The 17,396-nt window shown below is 70.5% G+C and carries 13 protein-coding genes and 1 tRNA gene; 6 read left to right on the forward strand and 8 right to left on the reverse strand.

Annotated features, from left to right (window positions below; genetic code table 11):
* Positions 1-37 precede the first annotated feature (37 nt).
* The 4 genes from ABEB03_RS01180 (at position 38) to ABEB03_RS01195 (ending at position 5,857) form a co-directional block, all read left to right on the forward strand.
* Positions 38-1,474, forward strand: a complete 1,437-nt coding sequence (locus ABEB03_RS01180) for an FG-GAP-like repeat-containing protein (protein WP_345639878.1) — start codon at positions 38-40, stop codon at positions 1,472-1,474.
* Positions 1,475-1,593: 119 nt separating this feature from the next.
* Entirely contained in the window at positions 1,594-3,033 is a 1,440-nt protein-coding gene (locus ABEB03_RS01185; protein WP_345639881.1) for an FG-GAP-like repeat-containing protein, read from the forward strand.
* 55 nt (positions 3,034-3,088) lie between these two features.
* Entirely contained in the window at positions 3,089-4,102 is a 1,014-nt protein-coding gene (locus ABEB03_RS01190; RefSeq protein WP_345639883.1) for a Yip1 family protein, read from the forward strand.
* A 306-nt stretch (positions 4,103-4,408) separates the two neighbouring features.
* The gene (locus ABEB03_RS01195; protein ID WP_345639885.1) at positions 4,409-5,857 is read left to right on the forward strand and encodes an FG-GAP and VCBS repeat-containing protein; all 1,449 of its coding nucleotides are present in this window, start codon (positions 4,409-4,411) and stop codon (positions 5,855-5,857) included.
* A gap of 87 nt (positions 5,858-5,944) precedes the next feature.
* On the opposite strand, the gene ABEB03_RS01200 is transcribed toward ABEB03_RS01195, so the two are convergent.
* From ABEB03_RS01200 to ABEB03_RS01215, 4 genes are all read right to left on the reverse strand, one after another.
* The gene (locus tag ABEB03_RS01200) at positions 5,945-6,730 is read right to left on the reverse strand and encodes a calcium-binding protein (protein ID WP_345639887.1); all 786 of its coding nucleotides are present in this window, start codon (positions 6,728-6,730) and stop codon (positions 5,945-5,947) included.
* 140 nt (positions 6,731-6,870) lie between these two features.
* A complete protein-coding gene (locus tag ABEB03_RS01205; protein WP_345640575.1) occupies positions 6,871-7,380 on the reverse strand; it encodes a phosphoribosyltransferase in 510 nt (169 codons plus the stop codon).
* A gap of 20 nt (positions 7,381-7,400) precedes the next feature.
* On the reverse strand, positions 7,401-7,976 hold the full coding sequence (gene dcd, locus ABEB03_RS01210) for a dCTP deaminase (RefSeq protein ID WP_028799257.1): 576 nt from the start codon (positions 7,974-7,976) through the stop codon (positions 7,401-7,403).
* A 68-nt stretch (positions 7,977-8,044) separates the two neighbouring features.
* Positions 8,045-8,206, reverse strand: coding sequence for a hypothetical protein (locus ABEB03_RS01215; RefSeq protein ID WP_345640629.1), 162 nt, complete (start codon positions 8,204-8,206; stop codon positions 8,045-8,047).
* 258 nt (positions 8,207-8,464) lie between these two features.
* On the opposite strand from ABEB03_RS01215, the gene ABEB03_RS01220 reads away from it, so the two are divergent.
* A tRNA-Gly gene (locus ABEB03_RS01220) sits at positions 8,465-8,538 on the forward strand.
* A 69-nt stretch (positions 8,539-8,607) separates the two neighbouring features.
* Here the strand turns inward: ABEB03_RS01220 and ABEB03_RS01225 are convergent.
* On the reverse strand, positions 8,608-9,291 hold the full coding sequence (locus ABEB03_RS01225) for a malonic semialdehyde reductase (RefSeq protein ID WP_425589166.1): 684 nt from the start codon (positions 9,289-9,291) through the stop codon (positions 8,608-8,610).
* Between the two features lie 681 nt (positions 9,292-9,972).
* Positions 9,973-12,825 (reverse strand): helix-turn-helix transcriptional regulator, encoded by a 2,853-nt coding sequence (locus tag ABEB03_RS01230; RefSeq protein ID WP_345639890.1) that lies wholly within the window; start codon positions 12,823-12,825, stop codon positions 9,973-9,975.
* Between the two features lie 155 nt (positions 12,826-12,980).
* On the opposite strand from ABEB03_RS01230, the gene ABEB03_RS01235 reads away from it, so the two are divergent.
* Positions 12,981-14,495 (forward strand): 4-hydroxyphenylacetate 3-hydroxylase family protein, encoded by a 1,515-nt coding sequence (locus tag ABEB03_RS01235; RefSeq protein ID WP_345639892.1) that lies wholly within the window; start codon positions 12,981-12,983, stop codon positions 14,493-14,495.
* Between the two features lie 20 nt (positions 14,496-14,515).
* Here the strand turns inward: ABEB03_RS01235 and ABEB03_RS01240 are convergent, their stop codons facing one another.
* Both ABEB03_RS01240 and ABEB03_RS01245 read right to left on the reverse strand, forming a co-directional pair.
* Complete coding sequence (locus tag ABEB03_RS01240; protein WP_345639894.1) at positions 14,516-16,732, reverse strand: LuxR C-terminal-related transcriptional regulator; 2,217 nt, start codon at positions 16,730-16,732, stop codon at positions 14,516-14,518.
* 134 nt (positions 16,733-16,866) lie between these two features.
* The gene (locus ABEB03_RS01245; protein ID WP_345639897.1) at positions 16,867-17,355 is read right to left on the reverse strand and encodes a flavin reductase family protein; all 489 of its coding nucleotides are present in this window, start codon (positions 17,353-17,355) and stop codon (positions 16,867-16,869) included.
* Positions 17,356-17,396 lie beyond the last annotated feature (41 nt).

Below are 17,396 nucleotides of genomic sequence, written 5' to 3' on the forward strand. Positions count from 1 at the left end.
CACGGCCCGGCCCTCCTCCTCTCGAACGGGGAACCCCATGCGCAAGCGCACCCTCCTGCTGGCCGCGACCCTCACCACCGGCCTGCTCACCGCACTGCCCGCCACCACGGCCGCCGCCGCGCCCTCCGGCCTGTCCGGCGACTTCAACGGCGACGGCTACCGCGACCTCGCGATCGCCGCGCCCATCGCCAAGATCTCCGGCAAGGCCGGCGCCGGCTACGTCGCCGTGGTCTACGGCACGGCGAGCGGCCTGGACACCTCCAAGCGGCAGATCATCAGCCAGGCCACGACGGGGATCCCCGGAACCCCGGAGTCCTCCGACTACTTCGGCGACCGGCTGACCACGGGCGACATGGACGGCGACGGCTACACGGACATCGTCGTCGGCGTGCACAGCGAGCGGATCGGCTCCACCGACGACTTCGGCGCGCTGACGGTGCTGTGGGGCGGCGCCGACGGTGTGAAGTCCGGCACCGACATCTCCTCGCCGCTGCCGCAGTACCGCAGCGAACTGGGCTGGGCCCTGGCGGCGGGCGACTTCGACGGCGACGGCCACACCGACCTGGCCGCCGGCAACAACTCGTCGCCTTCCCTGAACGTCTTCCGCGGCCCCATCTCCCGTACCGGCAAGGCCGCTTCGCTCATCGGTATCGACACCGTCGAGCAGACCACGATCTACCCGGACAAGCTCGTCGCCGGCGAGGTCAACGGCGACGGGAAGACCGACCTCCTCGTCATGGGCCAGGAGGAGACCAGCAGCGGCGGCAACCGCACCCGCAGCGTCCTCTACACCGGCTCGGCCACCGGCCCGAAGCCCGGCAAGAAGCTGGCGGGCGGCTACACGGCCACCATCGCCGACGTCGACAAGGACGGCTACGGCGACATCGTCACCGGCAACTTCATGGAGAAGTCCACCACCGAGCCGGACGGCGGCCTCGGCGGCGCGATCACCGTGACGTACGGCGCGTCGGGCGGCCTCGGCACGCGCACGCCGGTGCGGATCACCCAGGACACGGCGAACGTCCCCGGCACCGCCGAGAAGGGCGACGGCTTCGGCTGGAGCCTGTCCTCGGGCGACACCAACGGCGACGGCTACGCCGACGTCGTGATCGGCTCGGACAGCGAGTCCCTCGGCTCCAAGCGGCACGCCGGCCAGGTCACCGTCCTGCGCGGCTCCGCCTCCGGCCTGACCGGCACCGGTTCCAAGTCGTACTCCCAGGACACCGCGAACGTCCCCGGCACCGCCGAGGCCGACGACTACTTCGGCGACGAGGTCTTCCTCACGGACACGAACCGCGACGGCCGCGCGGAACTGGCGGTCGGCGCCCGCGGCGAGAACGGCGGCGCAGGCGCGGTCTGGCTCTTCAAGTCCACCTCCTCCGGCACCACCGCCACCGGCTCCAAGTCCCTCGGCAGCACCACCCTGGGCGGCCCCTCGGGCCTCGCCTACTTCGGGAACGTCTTCGCGGGCTGACCCGGACCGGCCGTGCGGACCACCGGGCCCGCACGGCCCCGCACGGCACATCCGGCCCTCCGGCCCTCCGGCCGGCGTGGTCCCCACGATCCGCATGGTTCACCTGGAGAACCGACCTGATGCGCATACGCACTTCGGCAGCGCTCGCCGCCCTCCTCACGGCGGGCCTCACACCCCTGACCCTGACCACCCCGGCCTTTGCCGCCCCCGCCAAGTACGCGGACGACTTCAACGGCGACGGATACCGCGACCTGGTGACCGGCGCGCCGTACGCCACCGTGGGCGGCGCCGCCTACGCGGGCGCCGTCGTCGTCAACTACGGCTCCGCGTCCGGGATCAGCGCCTCCCGGCGCACGGTCGTCACACAGAACACCAGCGGCATCCCGGGCACCGCGGAGAAGGACGACGAGTTCGGCGCCGCCCTCGCCTCCGGCGACCTCAACAACGACGGATACGCCGACCTCGTGGTCGGCGCCGCACGGGAGGACGTGGGCAGCGACGTCGACGGCGGGACGGCCGTGATCGTCTGGGGCGGCAAGAACGGCCTCTCCGGCGGCCTCACCGTCTCCGACCCGGCGCCCACGGCCCACGACCGGTACGGACGGACCCTGGCCGTCGGCGACTTCAGCGGCGACGGCCGGGCCGATCTCGCGGTCGCCGGCGACGGCAAGGACGTCGCGATCCACAAGGGAGGCTTCACCAAGGCCTCCGGGCCCGCGTCCCGCTACCAGGTCGTCACCGGCCTGCAGAGCGGCGCGATCGGCGGCCCGCACTCCATGGCCGCCGGCGATCTGAACGGCGACGGCACGGACGACCTCGTGCTGAGCGGCTCCTACTACCCGGAACCGGGGACGATCTTCGAGGGCACCCTGGTCTACCGCGGCTCGTCCGCCGGGCTCACCTTCGAGCGGGCCATCGACAACGACAACTGGGACTCGACGGCCGTCGGCGACCTCAACGGCGACGGCTACGACGACCTCGTCGCGAGCGCGGAGCCGGACGACGTGCGACCGGGCGACGGCGGGTCCATCAGCACCTACCTGGGCGGCCCCGACGGCCTCGGATCCACACCGCGCCAGACCATCGACCAGGACACCCCCGGCGTACCGGGCGCGTCCGAGGACAGCGACTGGTTCGGCTCGGCCCTGTCCATCGACGACATCGACGGTGACGGCCGCGGCGATCTCGCCGTGTCGGCGCTCTACGAGGACATCGGCTCCGCGGTCCTCGCCGGCAGCGTCACCGTGTTCCGCGGCTCCTCGTCGGGCCTGTCCACCTCCGGGGTCAAGAGCTTCACCCAGGACACCGAGGGCGTCCCGGGCACGGCGGAGAAGACCGACCAGTTCGGCAAGGCCGTCCGTCTGGCCGACCTCGACGGCGACCACCGGGCCGACCTCGCGATCGGTGCGGACGGCGAGAACGACGCCGACGGCGGCCTGTGGGTCCTGCGCGGTTCGTCCTCCGGCATCACCACGAAGAACGCGCTCAGCTTCGGACCGTCGTCCGCGGGCGTCCCGACGACGGGCTTCCCCCGGTTCGGGTTCGCCCTGCTGCGCTAGGGGATGCCGGCCGACGGGCACCCCCGTAAGGGGTGCCCGTCGATCCCCCTAAGGGATGTCACAGGTCGGCCCCAATGAAGGGCCCGTTGCCCCGGGCCGCGCACGTCGATCGCCGGGACCAGGTACGTTCGATGACGTGGCTGGATTCAGGATCGGACGCGGCGCCCGGGACAACCGTTCCCCGCAGGCGCGCCCGCAACAACACCAAGCACCGTACGGACAGCAGGGCCCCCAGGGCCGGCAGCAGCCGTACGGCTACCCGCCTGCGCCGCCGCAGCAGCAGCAGTACGGGGGCCAGCAGCAGTACAGAGGCGGCCAGCAGCACGGAGGCCCTCAGCAGGGCGGCTGGCCGCAGGCCCACGGCGGCCACGGCGAGCCGGAGTACTTCGGTGACGGACACCCCCAGCAGGGCCCGGACCCGTACGCGGCGAACAGCCCCGGTCACACCCAGGCCTTCTCGATCGGAGAGGACCCCTACAGCCAGGGCGAGACCTACCGGGCCGGCCAGGCGGCGGCCCCGCCGATAGGCCCCCGGCTGCACTGGAAGGACCTGCTCAGGGGCATCGTGACGGCCCCGAACCAGACCTTCCTGCAGATGCGCGACTACACGATGTGGGCCCCGGCCCTCATCGTGACGTTCCTCTACGGTCTGATCGCCGTCTTCGGCTTCGACGGCGCGCGCAAGGACGCGATCGAGGCGACCCTCTCGAACGCCGTCCCGATCGTCCTGACGACCGCCGTCGCCATCGTGATCAGCACCTTCATCCTGGGCGTGGTCACCCACACCCTGGCCCGCCAGCTCGGCGGCGACGGCGCCTGGCAGCCCACGGTCGGCCTGTCCATGCTGATCATGTCGATCACGGACACCCCGCGCCTGGTCGTCGCCATGTTCTTCGGCGGCGACGCCTCCTTCGTCCAGCTGCTCGGCTGGGCGACCTGGATCGGGGCGGGCGCCCTGCTGACCCTCATGGTCAGCCGCTCCCACGACCTGCCCTGGCCGAAGGCCCTGGCCGCGTCGGCGATCCAGCTCATCGCGATCCTGTCGATCGTGAAGCTGGGCACGTTCTAGCGGCCGGCACCGCACGCAGACGGAGCGGAGGGGCTCCCCGGACACCGGGGAGCCCCTCCGCCGTATCCCCGGGAACGGGCGCCGGGCCCCGTCCCGCCGACCCTCGACCACCAGGGCCCGGCGGGAAGCGCCACGCGGGGAACTTCCGGAACTTCCGCCTCTCGTACAACCCCTGACCTGCCCCGACGGTCTGGGATAGGCCACCACCGTTCTCGGTCGCCGCAGACGACGCGAACGGGCCCCGTGGCACCCCGAACGGTTCGGGATGCCCGCGCGCATCCCCGCATGCACAGGAGAAGGCCCAGCATGCACAACCCCATACGCACCTCGCTCGCGATGGCCGCGGCGGCCACGCTCACCGGCAGCCTGCTGGTCCTGACCGCGGGCACCGCCACCGCCGCGGGCACCGGACTCCAGGGCGACTTCAACGGCGACGGCTACCGCGACCTCGCCGTCGGCGTGCCGAACGGCGACGACGGCCTCACGGACGCCGGCTGGGTGTCCGTCGTCTACGGCACCTCGGCCGGCCTCGACCCGGCCAAGCACAAGGTCCTCGGCCAGTCCGGAAGCACCCCGGGATCACCGGAGAGCGGGGACCTCTTCGGTGCGGAACTGTCCGTCGCCGACTTCGACGGCGACGGCTACAGCGACCTCGCCGTCGGAGTTCCCGGCGAGAACATCGGCCCCAACTCCGATCAGGGCGCCGTCACCCTCTTCTGGGGCGGCAAGAGCGGGCTCGGCACCTCCGCCACCACCGTCAAGGACCCCGTGGCCAAGGACGGCAACGAGTTCGGCGGCGCCCTCACCACCGGGGACTTCGACGGCGACGGGCACACCGACCTCGCCGCGTACAACGGACTGCTCTCCACCGTCTCCGTCATCCACGGCCCGTTCACCCGCACCGGATCCTCGGGCACCGTGTCCACGGTGACGCTGCCCGCCACGTCGGCGTACGCCGACGGCTTCCTGTCCTCCGGCAACATCTCCGGCGACGCGGCCGACGACCTCGTCGTCCAGTTCCGCGCCTGGCGCACCGGAGAAACCCACGGCTGGTACTTCCGGGGCTCCGCCACCGGCGGCGGACTCGTCCAGGAGGCCGTCCTCCCCGGCGGCGAGACCTCCGCGACGGGCGACGTGGACGGCAACGGCTACGCGGACATCGCGGTCGCGGACTCGCACGAGACCAGCGCCGTCGGCGGCAAGGTCACCGTCCTCTACGGCGCCGCCGGCGGCCTCGGCACCACGCGGGCGGCCGGCGCTCTCACCCAGAACTCGACCGGTGTTCCGGGCTCCTCGGAGAAGGGCGACGCCTTCGGCGCCTCCCTCTCGCTCGGCGACGTCACCGGCGACGGATACGCCGACCTGGCCGTCGGGTCGCCCGGCGAGGACGTCGGCAGCGTCGTCGACGCGGGGACGGTCGTACTGCTGCGCGGCTCGTCCAAGGGCGTCGCGACCACCGGCAACCAGGCCTTCACCCAGAACAGCACCGGAATCCCCGGCACCGCGGAGAAGAAGGACCGGTTCGGCTCCGTCGTCCTGCTCTCGGACATCAACGACAACGGCAGGACCGACCTGGCCGTCTCCGCCGTCGGCGAGGCCCCGCCCGGCACCATCGACCCGGCCGGCGCCGTCTGGCGTCTGCGCGGCAGCAGCAGCGGGCTCACCAGCACCGGTTCGCTGAGCTTCGGCTCCGACAACGTGGGCCGCGCGGGTGTGGACCCCGGGGAGGAGTTCGGACAGTCGCTCGGCGGCTGAGCCCGGCGATCCGGAGCCGCCCGCTGGAAACGGCCGAGGGGCGCCCCGTGCGGGGCGCCCCTCGCTGGAGACGTTCTTCGCGGTCGGCTACTGGACGTCCACGAAGTCGCCGGTCGCGTTGACCGCCGGGGTCGTCGCCGTGCCCGCGAAGCTGTAGCGGAAGTAGCCGTCGGTGGAGGCGGTGACCGTCGTCCTCAGGTTGCCCGTCGAGTCGGTCTTGATCGTCTTCACCGTGGTGTAGGTGGTGCTGCCCTTCTTGCGGAACTGCAGCTTCACCGACTGGTTCGTGTAGCCGTGGTACTTGTTGTCGTCCCAGTTGGCCCGGGAGAGCTTGCCGGTGACCGTGATGGTCCGGCCCTTCTTCACCGGCTCCGGCGAGGCGTTCACCGTCAGCTTCGAGTAGCGCTGCACCTTGAACGTGGTGGCCGCGTCCCGGTGGATGTAGTCGTAGTCGTTGGCGGAGACCAGCGTGGCGAGGTTCCAGGTGGCCGCCGCGCCGTTGTCGACGAACCCGGTCGACGCCTGCGGGTCGAACGTCAGCGTGCCCGTGCACGTCGACGTGGTGGCGCTCGCCCTGACGCAGGTGATGTCGCCGTCGTCGTACCAGATCTGCGCGAAGTTCGGCTTCGGACCGGAGGCGCTGATGTAGGTGGTCTCGGCGATGCCCGAATCGTCCGACGCGGTCACGGAGACCTTGGCGGACACCACGTTGGTGGTACCGACCACGACCGGTTTGCCGCCGTTGACGACGACCTTGTCGATCGTGATGTCGCCCGCGCCGCCGTCCTCCGCCTGGGCGGTGGTCGCACTGATCGCGGTGGCGACCAGGGCGACGCTGGTGCCGAGCAAGGCGAGGCGCGTGGTTGTGCGCATGGATGTCCCCCCACGGAGTCTTGATCGTCCGGAGGGAGCCTACGGCGTCGGCCAAGGGTTCACCACGCGGTTGTTCCCACGTCTCCACCGCACAACCGGGGCGGCGCGCGCACCCGTACGGTGCGCTCAGTCCGTGCGGGTCAGAGCGCTTCCTTGTTCGCCTTGGCCGCTTCCCCCGACCTGTGCACCGGAGGCAGAACACTCCACGGGAAGTTGATCCAGTCGTCGGTGCGCTTCCACACGTACTCGCACTTCACGAGCGAGTGGGACTTCTCATAGATCACGGCGCTGCGGACCTCGGCCACGGTCTCGACGCAGAAGTCGTGCACCAGCTTGAGCGTCTTGCCGGTGTCGGCGACGTCGTCGGTGATCAGGACCTTCTTGTCGGAGAAGTCGATCGCGTTGGGGACCGGCGCGAGCATGACGGGCATGTCCAGGGTGGTGCCCACGCCGGTGTAGAACTCCACGTTCACCAGGTGGATGTTCTTGCAATCGAGGGCGTAGGCGAGCCCTCCGGCGACGAAGACGCCGCCGCGGGCGATCGAGAGCACTATGTCCGGCTCGAACCCGTCGTCGGCGATGGTCTGGGCGAGCTCGCGGACGGCGATGCCGAACTGCTCGTAGCTGAGGTTCTCCCGTGCGGGGCCGATCTCGCTCACGTCCTCGCCGCTCACACCTGGGTCCGATGGAAGTTGAGGTAGGACCGGGACGCCGTCGGCCCGCGCTGGCCCTGGTAGCGGGACCCGTACCGGTCGCTGCCGTACGGGAACTCGGCGGGCGAGCTGAGCCGGAACATGCACAGCTGCCCGATCTTCATGCCCGGCCACAGCTTGATCGGCAGCGTCGCGAGGTTGGACAGCTCGAGGGTCACGTGGCCCGAGAACCCGGGGTCGATGAACCCGGCGGTGGAGTGCGTGACCAGGCCCAGCCGGCCGAGCGAGCTCTTGCCCTCCAGGCGCGAGGCGAGGTCGTCGGGCAGCGAGATGACCTCGTAGGTCGAGGCGAGCACGAACTCCCCGGGGTGCAGGATGAACGGCTCGTCGCCCTCGGGCTCGACGAGCCGGGTCAGGTCGGTCTGCTCGATCGACGGGTCGATGTGGGGGTAGCGGTGATTCTCGAACACCCGGAAGTAGCGGTCGAGCCGCACGTCGATGCTCGACGGCTGCACCATGGATTCGTCGTAGGGATCGATCCGCACCCGCCCGGCGTCGATCTCGGCCCGGATGTCCTTGTCTGAGAGAAGCACGCCCTGAGGATACGCAAGGCGCGCGGAGCCACCACAATCGTGATGACGCCGCGCGCCCGTCCTGCTCGTTACCGCTTCTCCAGTGCGACCGGCACCACACTGCGGAGCCGGGCGCAGCGTGGGCACCGGACCAGCCGGCCGGGGCCGAGCCGCTCGGCCTTCTGCATCGGGAACGAAGCGGTGCTGAACACGTGCCCCTCGGCACAACGGACGACGGTGTGCTCCATCAAGTCCTCAGAGTCCCTTCCCCAAGAGCGCGTCTGACTGACGACGAAAGCCACATTACGGGATGAAAGGGACGGCTCTCCAGGCGGCACTCCGGTCCCGCGCGGGCCCTCTCCCACACCTCCACCGTACGCCCCAACTCCAGCCGCCCGCAGCCGCATCCACCCCCCGAAAACGCGACCGGGCCCCGCGGCTTCAGCGCCGGGGGCCAGGCATGAGGTACAGTGAGCGAGCATTCGACACCGGTTCAACCGGCGTCTTACGCGGGTGTAGTTTAATGGTAGAACATCAGCTTCCCAAGCTGAGAGCGCGAGTTCGATTCTCGTCACCCGCTCCATGATGAAACCCCGGACCAGTGGTCTGGGGTTTATTTGTTGTCTGCAGCCGACCGACCGTCGCCCTTGGATCAGACGGTGGTGACCACTTGCGCGTACGTCAGACGTGGGGAGCGTGTGCACCGCGCGTTCTCGCCCGGCCTGCCGATGTTGACGACGGCGAGGACCGAGTGCTCGCCGTCGCTGAAGAACTCCTTGTCGATGCCTTCGGGGTCGAAGCCGGTCATCGGCCCTGCGGCCAGGCCGGCGGCGCGGACGCCGATGATGAAGTAGCCGACCTGGAGGAGCGCGTCGAGATTCGCGGACCGCTCGCGCACGGCACGCTCAGCGAAGAGATCCCTGGCCTGTGGGAGGTGCGGGAACTGGCTGGGCAGTTCCCCGTGGACCTCATGGTCCGCGGCGAGGACGGCGACGAGCGGGGCTGCCGCGGACTTGTTGCGGTTGCCCTGGGACAGGTGCTCGGCCAGGCGCTCGCGCGCCTGGGCGGATCGGACCAGCACGATACGCAGAGGCTGCTGGTTCATCGAGGTGGGGGCGTACTTGATGAGCTCGTAGACGGCCTCGATCTGATCGTCCGTCACTGGCTCGTCGGCGAAGGAGTCGACGGTCCCCGCCTGCCGGAACAGAAGGTCCTGGGCTGCGGGGTCGAGCGCGAGGGGGGTGGTGAACCTCTGGTGGGTGAGTGTCTGTGTCTGCTGGGTGTCATGGCGGACTGCAAAGCAGAGGAACTGGGCGCTGACACCCAGCAGGTACACGGCAGTCGCGGTCGTGCCGACCAGCCCCCACAAGAGGGGCCCTGAGCAGCACCGTGTCAGCAGCAGGCTGACCAGCGCGGCGCAAGCCGCCATGGGCAGATGGAAGGCCGCCCAGATCCGCGTGCCGGCGTGGGCGGACGAGTCCGGCGTCATGGGGGCAGTTCCGTGGGCGGCCGCGGCCAACGCGACGAAGGCGAGCGTCGCGCCGGCAAGGAGCGCCAGGACTTCAGCTGCCCCTGGGGCGCCCTGTTCGGACGACGTCACCGCGGTGGCGGTCCACAGTGCCAGTGTGTATCCGTGCGGGGCCGCGCTCGCGGTCACAGCGGCCCGGAGTCGGCCGCGGTATCCGCGCTCGGTGCCGGCAGGAGCGCCGAGCCCGACCGCTCTGGGCTGCGCTTGACTACCGGTCGGCGACATGGGCGACGGCCTTGCCACGCCAGTGCTCCTTTCGAGCGCGCCTCGTACGCGACGCGGGTGTGCGCGAGCGGCACGACTCGGTCGCTGAAGCGTCCGATTGTGATCAACTCACTGATGGAGTCGAGTGCGTCGCGGTCCGGCGGGGCGCATGACGGTGCCGTGCCGGAGGCCACGCCGTCGCATCCAGCATCACGGGCGGTGCCGGAGCCGGGCGTCACCCATTCAAGGGATCATTGCCGCCCTGCCTCGCGGTGGGTGCACCGCTCAGTCGGCCGCGTCGGCGCTGGTGCCCCGCTCGATAGCCAGCCGGGTCAGCTCGACCCGCGAGTTGATGCCGAGCTTGGTGAAGATGTGCTTCATGTGGGTGTTGACGGTGTGCACGGACACGTAGAGCCGGTCGGCGATGGCCCGGTTGGTGAGGCCCTGGACGACGAGCGGGATCAGTTTCTGCTCGGATTCCGTCAGGTTTCCCAACCCCTGGGGGCTGGCCGTGTGGTTCCGCACGGGGGCGGTGCGCACGCCAAGCTGGCGCAGGCGCCGCCTGATCCGTTCTTGATCGCGCCTGGCTCCTGACGCCGACGCCAGCTGACCCGCTTCTTCGAAGTACGGGATCGCCGGCGTCGTATCGGCCGATGCCGCCATGAGCTCGCCAAGGTCCTCACACGCCGCCGCCAGGGCCAACGGCCTGCCGGTGTTCCGGTAGCCGGTGATGGCGGACACCAGCGCACGCGGGTCGCGGTCGAGCAGGCCGTCCACGTGGGCGCGGACCGCCCCGATGATCTGCCGGCTCTCGTCCTGTGCAGTCAGGCTGCGCAGTGCTCCGGACACGGCCTGTGCGACCGAAGGGTCCTCGTCCCCGAGCGCGATGCGCACGATCCCGGGCCAGTGGGACAGAGGTATCGCGAGCAGCCGCGTCGGCTCACGGCTTGCGAAGCTTCCCGTGAGTGCAGCCGCCGCCTCGCCGTCTTCGCCCTCCGCGTCCGCCAGACCGGCGCGCGCCAGAGACACCCAAGGACCGTACCGCTGCGTTTTCGTGCCGGAACCGGTTTCCGCGGCGCGGAGGTGGTCCCTGGCCTTGGCGAGGTCACCGCGTCTGATCTCCACCAATGCCAGCACGGAGCGGGCCTGCGGATTCGGCAGAGTGATCTCCAGCTCGTCCGCCACCATCAGACTGGCCTCGGCCTCCACGGCCGCGTCGTCCAGCGCTCCCTGTTCGAGTAGTGCGCACGCACGGGCGGCATGCCAGTGGGGAAGCGACCAGCCGAGGCCCAGCGCCTCCGCTTCGCGCTGTCCCTCCCGCAGAATCCGCTCGGTGTCCGCGAGCCGGTCGGTGCTGGTCAGCACGGTGGCCAGCCACAGCGCCGGAATCCGCGGGGGCCGCAGGTAGAGCGCGGCGGACTGGGCGCCGGCGCGTCGGGTGGCCTCCTCGGCAAGCTCGAGGGCGCGGGCCAGGTGCCCGCGGTAGAAGAATGTCTGCGACTGGAACACCATGGCGCTGACGACGACAGCCGGATCGTGGCTCTGGTAGGCGGCCTCGACCAGGCCGGTGTCGGTCTGCTCGGCAGCGGCGATGTCCCCGAGGTACACGTGGCCCGTCGCCTTGGTCTTCAGCAGCAGGACGCGCACGTGGGGCGGCAGCGCGGGAAGGTCCAGGGCCTGCTGGAGGTGTGTCATCGCGGCGGCGTCGTCGCCCGCGGCCTGGTGGATCTCGGCGGCCACCAGGCGCAGGTATGCCTCCTGCAGTGGCTCGAGACCTTCCGGCAGAGTGGCGTCGACCAGGTCGAGCGCCTCGTGAACCCGGCGGGTCCGGCCGAGGTACTTGGCGGCGTCGGTCAGCAGGGAGATGCGACGCCGGTCCTGTGGGGGCAGCAGTCCGGCGACCCGCTGAGCCAAGTCGGCAGCCGCGTCGGGGGCCGACGAGGACAGTTCCCGTACGGCGGTGGACAGCGTGGTCACGGCATCGTCGTCGACCGGGCCGCCCGACATGACGACGTGCCAGGCCACCTCGGCCGATCGTGCACCGATGGCACGCAGACTGTCCGCCGCCTCCCGGTGCAGAGCGGTCCGTACGGCCAGAGGCAGGTTCTCGTGGACGGCCTGCCGTATGAGGTCGTGGCGGAAGGCGAGTCGCGGGCCGTCGGCCGAGAGCAGACCGGCGCTCAGGGCGGCCTCGACGCCGGCCAGCAGGCTGCCGACATGCCTGCCGAGCATTCGGGCGGCCGTGCCGAGGTCGAATTCGCGACCGAGGACCGACCCGATCTGGAGCAGGCGCACGGCGTCTTCCGGGAGCCGGTCCAGACGTCCGGCGATACTCCGCCGGAAGGTGATGGGGATGCCGTCGTGCAGGAGGCTCGCCTCGCCCGCCTCCATTTTGACGGCATCCGTGTCGGCGAAAGCGCGCACCAGTTCGATCGCCAGGAAGGGATTACCCCCGACGCCTCGCAGGAGCCTGGCCAGACCGGGTGACGGGCTCGCCCCGAGGACATCGGCCGCGATGTGCTGCAGCTCCTGCTGTGGCAGGGGGCCGAGGGTCAGCCATCGGGCTCCGAGGCGTTCGAGGTCCTCCCGCACCCTGGCCACGGTCGGTCGCTCGGTGTCCGACCGGACCGCCAGGACCCACAGGACCCGCGAGGCGGCCAGTCGTCCAGGCAGGGTGCGGAGCACGAAGAGCGTGGCCGGATCCGCCCACTGCGCGTCGTCCACGAGCACGGCCACCGGGGCGCGCTGAGCCCGGTCCTCCAGCGCGTCCGTGATGCTGTCCAGCAGCCAGAGCCGCTGGTCGTCGGTGGCTGCGGCGGCTCGGTCGGAACCGTCGGAGGACTGCAACGCGGACAGCAGTGCGGCTCCTGCCGCGTACTGGTCGAGCACATCGGCCCGTATCGAGACCACATCGAACCCGAACCGCCGCGCCATCCCGTCCAGCTCCGCGAGCAACCGGCTCTTGCCGACTCCAGGCGCGCCTTCCACGACGACACAGGCGCTCCGTCCGCCACGAATCGCGTCTAGGGCCTCACGGACAACCACGATCTCGCGGTCCCGTCCCCGCAGGCGCAGCCCGGTCATGGCCTGGTTCCCACGCCCGCCGGCCTGGTCGTCGGCGGGGTCTGTGCTGCTCATGGGGGAAGCATGGCGCACGGCCGCATCCGCCCTCAACGTCGCTCCCCCGCAGATCGCCGCTTTCACCCGGGTGATTGCCGGTTGTGCGCCGTCGTCTCACCCTGCCGCGTCGCATGCTCCGTGCCGTCCGGATTGCCCCTGGAGAGGAGCACAACGTGCGTACAGGCAAGGAATACCTGGCAGCACTGAACGACGGCCGCACGGTGTGGGTGGGCGACGAACTCGTCGACAACGTGGCCACGCACCCCAAGACCCGGGCGTACGCCCGGAGCCTCGCGGGCTTCTACGACCTGCACCACCGCCCGGACCTCCAGGACGTCATGACGTTCGTGGACGAGGACGGCGTCCGGCGGTCCATGACGTGGTTCCAGCACCGCTCCAAGGAGGACCTGAAGCGCAAGCGGCGCTACATGGAGACGGTCCTGCGGGAAACGGGTGGCGGGGCGACCCCGCGCACCCCGGATGTCAACAACTACGTCCTGCTGACCTACGTCGACGACCCGGAGCCCTGGAGCAGCCAGGCCGTCGGCACCGACGGGAGGGACCTGACCAAGGGGATCCTCGACTTCTGGAACCTGGTGCGCGAGGGCGACCTCAACACGACGCCCGCGTTCGTCGACCCGCAGACGGACCGCTCACGCGATTCCGCCCAGGCCGAGTCCCCCGCCCTGCAGGTGGTCGGCACCTCGGACGACGGCATCACCGTGCGGGGCGTGAAGGCGATCGGCACCGGTGCGGCCTTCGGTGACTGGATCCACATCGGCGTCTTCTACCGCCCCGGCATTCTGCCGGAGCAGATCATCTTCGGGGCGGTGAAGCCCAACACCCCCGGCGTCACCATCATCTGCCGCGAGAGCAACGTCCGGGACGGGGAGGAGGTCGAGCACCCGCTCGCCTCCCAGGGTGACGAGCTGGACAGCGTCATCGTGTTCGAGGACGTGTTCATCCCCTGGAACCAGGTGTTCCACATCGGTAACCCCAAGCACGCGTCGCTGTACCCGCAACGCGTCTTCGACTGGCTGCACTACCAGGCCCTGGTCCGGCAGATGGTGCGCGCCGAGCTGATGCTCGGTCTGGCCCTGCTGGTCACCGAGCACATCGGCACCTACCAGCTGCCGCCGGTCCAGACCCGGATCTCCCGGTTCGCCGGCTTCCACCAGACGCTCAAGGCACATGTGATCGCTTCCGAAGAGGAAGGGTTCCACACTCCCGGCGGCCTCTATAAGCCGAACGTCCTGATGTTCGATTTCGGGCGGGCGTACTACCTCGAGAACGTCGCCGAGATGGCCCACGAGATCGTCGACCTGGCCGGTCGTGCCTCGCTCATCTTCCCGACCGAGGGGCAGTGGCAGCGGCCCGAACTGCGGCCGTGGCTGGAGGCGCTGCAGACCGGACCGGTCGGCAGGCCGCATGACCGGCTGAAGATCAGCCGCGTGATCCGCGACCTGTTCCTGTCCGACTGGGGCGACCGCATCAGCACCTTCGAGAACTTCAACGGAACGCCCCTGCTGGCCATCCGCACACTCACCATGAAGCGCGCCGAGATGTCCCCGAGCGGCATCATGGCGGACCTCGCGCGCAAGGTCTGCGGCATCGAGAAGGTGGAGGAGGAGAAGGAGACCGCGTACACGGCTCAGGCGGACTACGCCCGACGCCAGGACGCCAAGTAGGCGGAATTCGAGGGCCCGGGTCAGAGCACACCGCGCTCCCGGGCCCTTGCGACCGCTGCGCTCCTGTCGTGCGCGTCGAGTTTGCGGAAGATGGCCCGTACCTGTGTCTTGACCGTGTTGTGGGACACATAGAGCTCGGAGGCGATCTCCCGCAGCGTCAGCGGCCCGCACAGGGCGCGGAGCACTCGGCGCTCCCCCAGCGACAGGTCCTGGGGACCGGGGGCGGCAGGCGTCACGGCCCTGTCCTCGCCGACTCGGCCGAGCAGATCCGTCAGTGCCCCTGGCGACTCGCACCGGGCCGCCGCCCGCTCGGCCGCCTCGCGGGCCTCCCGGGCCGCGTCCGTGTTGTGTCGCGCATTCTCCAGCCGCGCCCGCATGACGTGGCACAGGGCGCGTACTTGGGGTTCGCTTCCGGCCCGGGGCGAGCCCGCCAGCACCGCTTCCGCGTCGGCCAGAGCCCGTTCGGCCCCATCGATGTCTCCCTCTTCGAGGAGTAGGCCGGCCCGGCCGATGTAGGCGGACATGGCGACGAAGTGCCCGCCCAGACCGGCCGTCGCGGCCGCCTGGAGGGCCTCGTCACTCAGAACGCGCGCCTGCTCGTGCCGTCCGGCCAGCAGCGCGCACACCGCCCGCAGACCCAGCGCGCGGACGAGCACCAGACCGTGCCCGGCGGCGTGTGCGTCACGGGTCGCCTCGCCGAGCAGCGCCTCTGCCTCCCCGTAACGGCGGGTCCACAGCAGAGCGGTACCCCGGGCCGTACAGGCCAGGGCACGCCAGGAAGTCAACGGCATGGTGCCGGCAACGGCGGATTCGCCGAGACGGTCGGCGGTCAGCACCTCGCCCTTCAGACAGCAGGCCACGGCCTGAGCCACGGCTGCCGCATCGGACACCGTGCTGCCTTCGCCGACCGTCTCTGCTCCCGTGTGCCTGAGCTGCGCCACATCCAGCCAGCGCCGGGCTGTTTCCGGGGCTCCCCCCGACAGGGCTGCCATCGCCGCCACAACGCACAATCTCCCGTCGGCGGCGACCATGCGGGGCGGCAAGAGGTCCAGCCAATGCGAGACCTCCGCACCACGGCCTGCCGAGACCGCCTCCTCCCAGCCGTCGAGGACCGACGCGACGGCCGCGGGCTCATCGCCGCCCCGCACCCAGTGCCGTACGGCCGCGGTCGTCTCCCTCCGCCGGGCGTACCACTGAGCCGCCGACCGGTGCAGGGACACGACAGTGTCCGGCCCTTGGGACATCAGAACGTCGGACAGCAGCGAAGACAGTGCCCGGTGATGCCGGTACGCCGACGGATCGGCGGCGGGCACGAGCAGTTGCACGGTCCGCGCGAGTTCACGCAGCACCACGCCTGCCTGCTCCCCGGCGAGGGCTTGGCACGGTCCGGCACTCAGCTCGTCGAGGACACTGGTCCGCAGCAGGAACTCGCGCTGCTCGGTGGTGAGCCGGTAGAGGACCTCGCCGGCCAGGTACTCGGAGACCGCTTGCCTGCCGAGGGCCAACTCCCTGTCCATATCGGACTCGTTCACGGAGCGGGCCAGAGCGCGCCCCATGATGCACAGCCCCGCCGCCCATCCCTCGGTGGCCTCATACAGCGCTCTCGACGTCTCCGCGCTCGGAGCGGACCCGAGCAGACCGGTGAGCACGGCCTGTGCTTCCTCAGGGGTGAAGGCCAGGTCGTGCTGGTCGAGTTCGGCAACCAGACCTCGGGCGCGCAGAGCCGGCAGCGGACTTCCGAGGAGGTGCCGGGTCGACACGATGATGCGGAATCCGTGGGGAAGCCTTGCCAGGAAGTCCCCCAGGCTGCGGACCGCGTCGACGTCCGTGATGGATTCCCATCCGTCGAGGATCAGTGTGAGCGGCCTCTGCGCGCCCAGTCCGCTCACCAGACTCGGCAGGATCTCCTCTAGCCACGCATCGACCGTCCACCCGTCGTCGTCGAGGCGGGCGGGCAGATCCGGCAGTACCTGGTGCAGCGCCCGCAGGATGCAGGACCAGAGCCGGCCCGGGGCGTTGTCGTGGGCGTCCAGGCTGAGCCAGGCGCACTCTCCGCGAGCCACCAGACGGCGCGACCACTCGGTCAGGAGCACCGTCTTGCCGGCGCCGGCCGACGCGGAGAGCACCACGACGGGCTCGGTCGCCGCGTCAAGCCGGCGCAGCAGACGGGGGCGGCTCAGAAGATGCGGGGGCTGGGTCGCAGGATGCAGCTTGAATGCCGCAACGGAGCTGGTCATCACACTCTCCGTGGGGTCGTCGAAACGAGCGGAGCCCCCGACGTCCACAGCTCGCCTCGCAGGAGCCGGACATCGGGGGCGGTGGCCGGCCGGTCACGGGCCAGGCGGCCTGGTTCGGACCGCTGCCGCCGGGTCTAGTGCGCAGCGCCGAGCGTGCCGAAGCCGCCCGCGAAGTGGACCAGCGGTCGGCAGTTCGCCTTGTGTGCCCACTGGCGGGCGTCACCCACGAAGATGGTGTGATCGCCACCGGGGAGCGCCTCGGCGACGTCGCACACGACAGCCGCGATGGCGTCCTTCAACACCGGCACGCCGTGGTCGTCGAAGGTCTCGACGCCCGCGAACTTGTCCGCTTTGGAAACGGCGAAGTTCCGCGCCAGGTGCTCGCTGTCCTCGCCCAGGACATTGACGGCGAAGCGGCCGTGTTCCGCGATCGCGGTCCGCGTGTACAGGTGGTTGCCGATGCAGACGAGCAGCTGGAGCGGATCCAGGGAGAGGGCGGACACGGCACTCGCCGTCATGCCGATGGGCGTGCTTCCGGAGCACGTGGTGATCACGCTGACACCCGTGGCGAGCCGGCTCATCGTGGCTCGGAAATCGACGGTCATGTCAAGGGTTTCAGTCATCGCAGGACCTCCGTGAGAGTCGGGAAAGGCGTCGACCTTTG

This window comes from Streptomyces siamensis (assembly GCF_039543605.1).
In the GTDB taxonomy this organism is placed as follows: domain Bacteria; phylum Actinomycetota; class Actinomycetes; order Streptomycetales; family Streptomycetaceae; genus Streptomyces; species Streptomyces siamensis.

Coding starts and splice junctions, on each gene's coding strand:
- ABEB03_RS01200 (WP_345639887.1), bottom strand. CDS start 6,730: ATGCGCACAACCACGCGCCTCGCCTTGCTCGGCACCAGCGTCGCCCTG.
- ABEB03_RS01245 (WP_345639897.1), bottom strand. CDS start 17,355: ATGACTGAAACCCTTGACATGACCGTCGATTTCCGAGCCACGATGAGC.
- ABEB03_RS01195 (WP_345639885.1), top strand. CDS start 4,409: ATGCACAACCCCATACGCACCTCGCTCGCGATGGCCGCGGCGGCCACG.
- ABEB03_RS01230 (WP_345639890.1), bottom strand. CDS start 12,825: ATGAGCAGCACAGACCCCGCCGACGACCAGGCCGGCGGGCGTGGGAAC.
- ABEB03_RS01240 (WP_345639894.1), bottom strand. CDS start 16,732: ATGACCAGCTCCGTTGCGGCATTCAAGCTGCATCCTGCGACCCAGCCC.
- ABEB03_RS01180 (WP_345639878.1), top strand. CDS start 38: ATGCGCAAGCGCACCCTCCTGCTGGCCGCGACCCTCACCACCGGCCTG.
- ABEB03_RS01190 (WP_345639883.1), top strand. CDS start 3,089: ATGTCACAGGTCGGCCCCAATGAAGGGCCCGTTGCCCCGGGCCGCGCA.
- ABEB03_RS01185 (WP_345639881.1), top strand. CDS start 1,594: ATGCGCATACGCACTTCGGCAGCGCTCGCCGCCCTCCTCACGGCGGGC.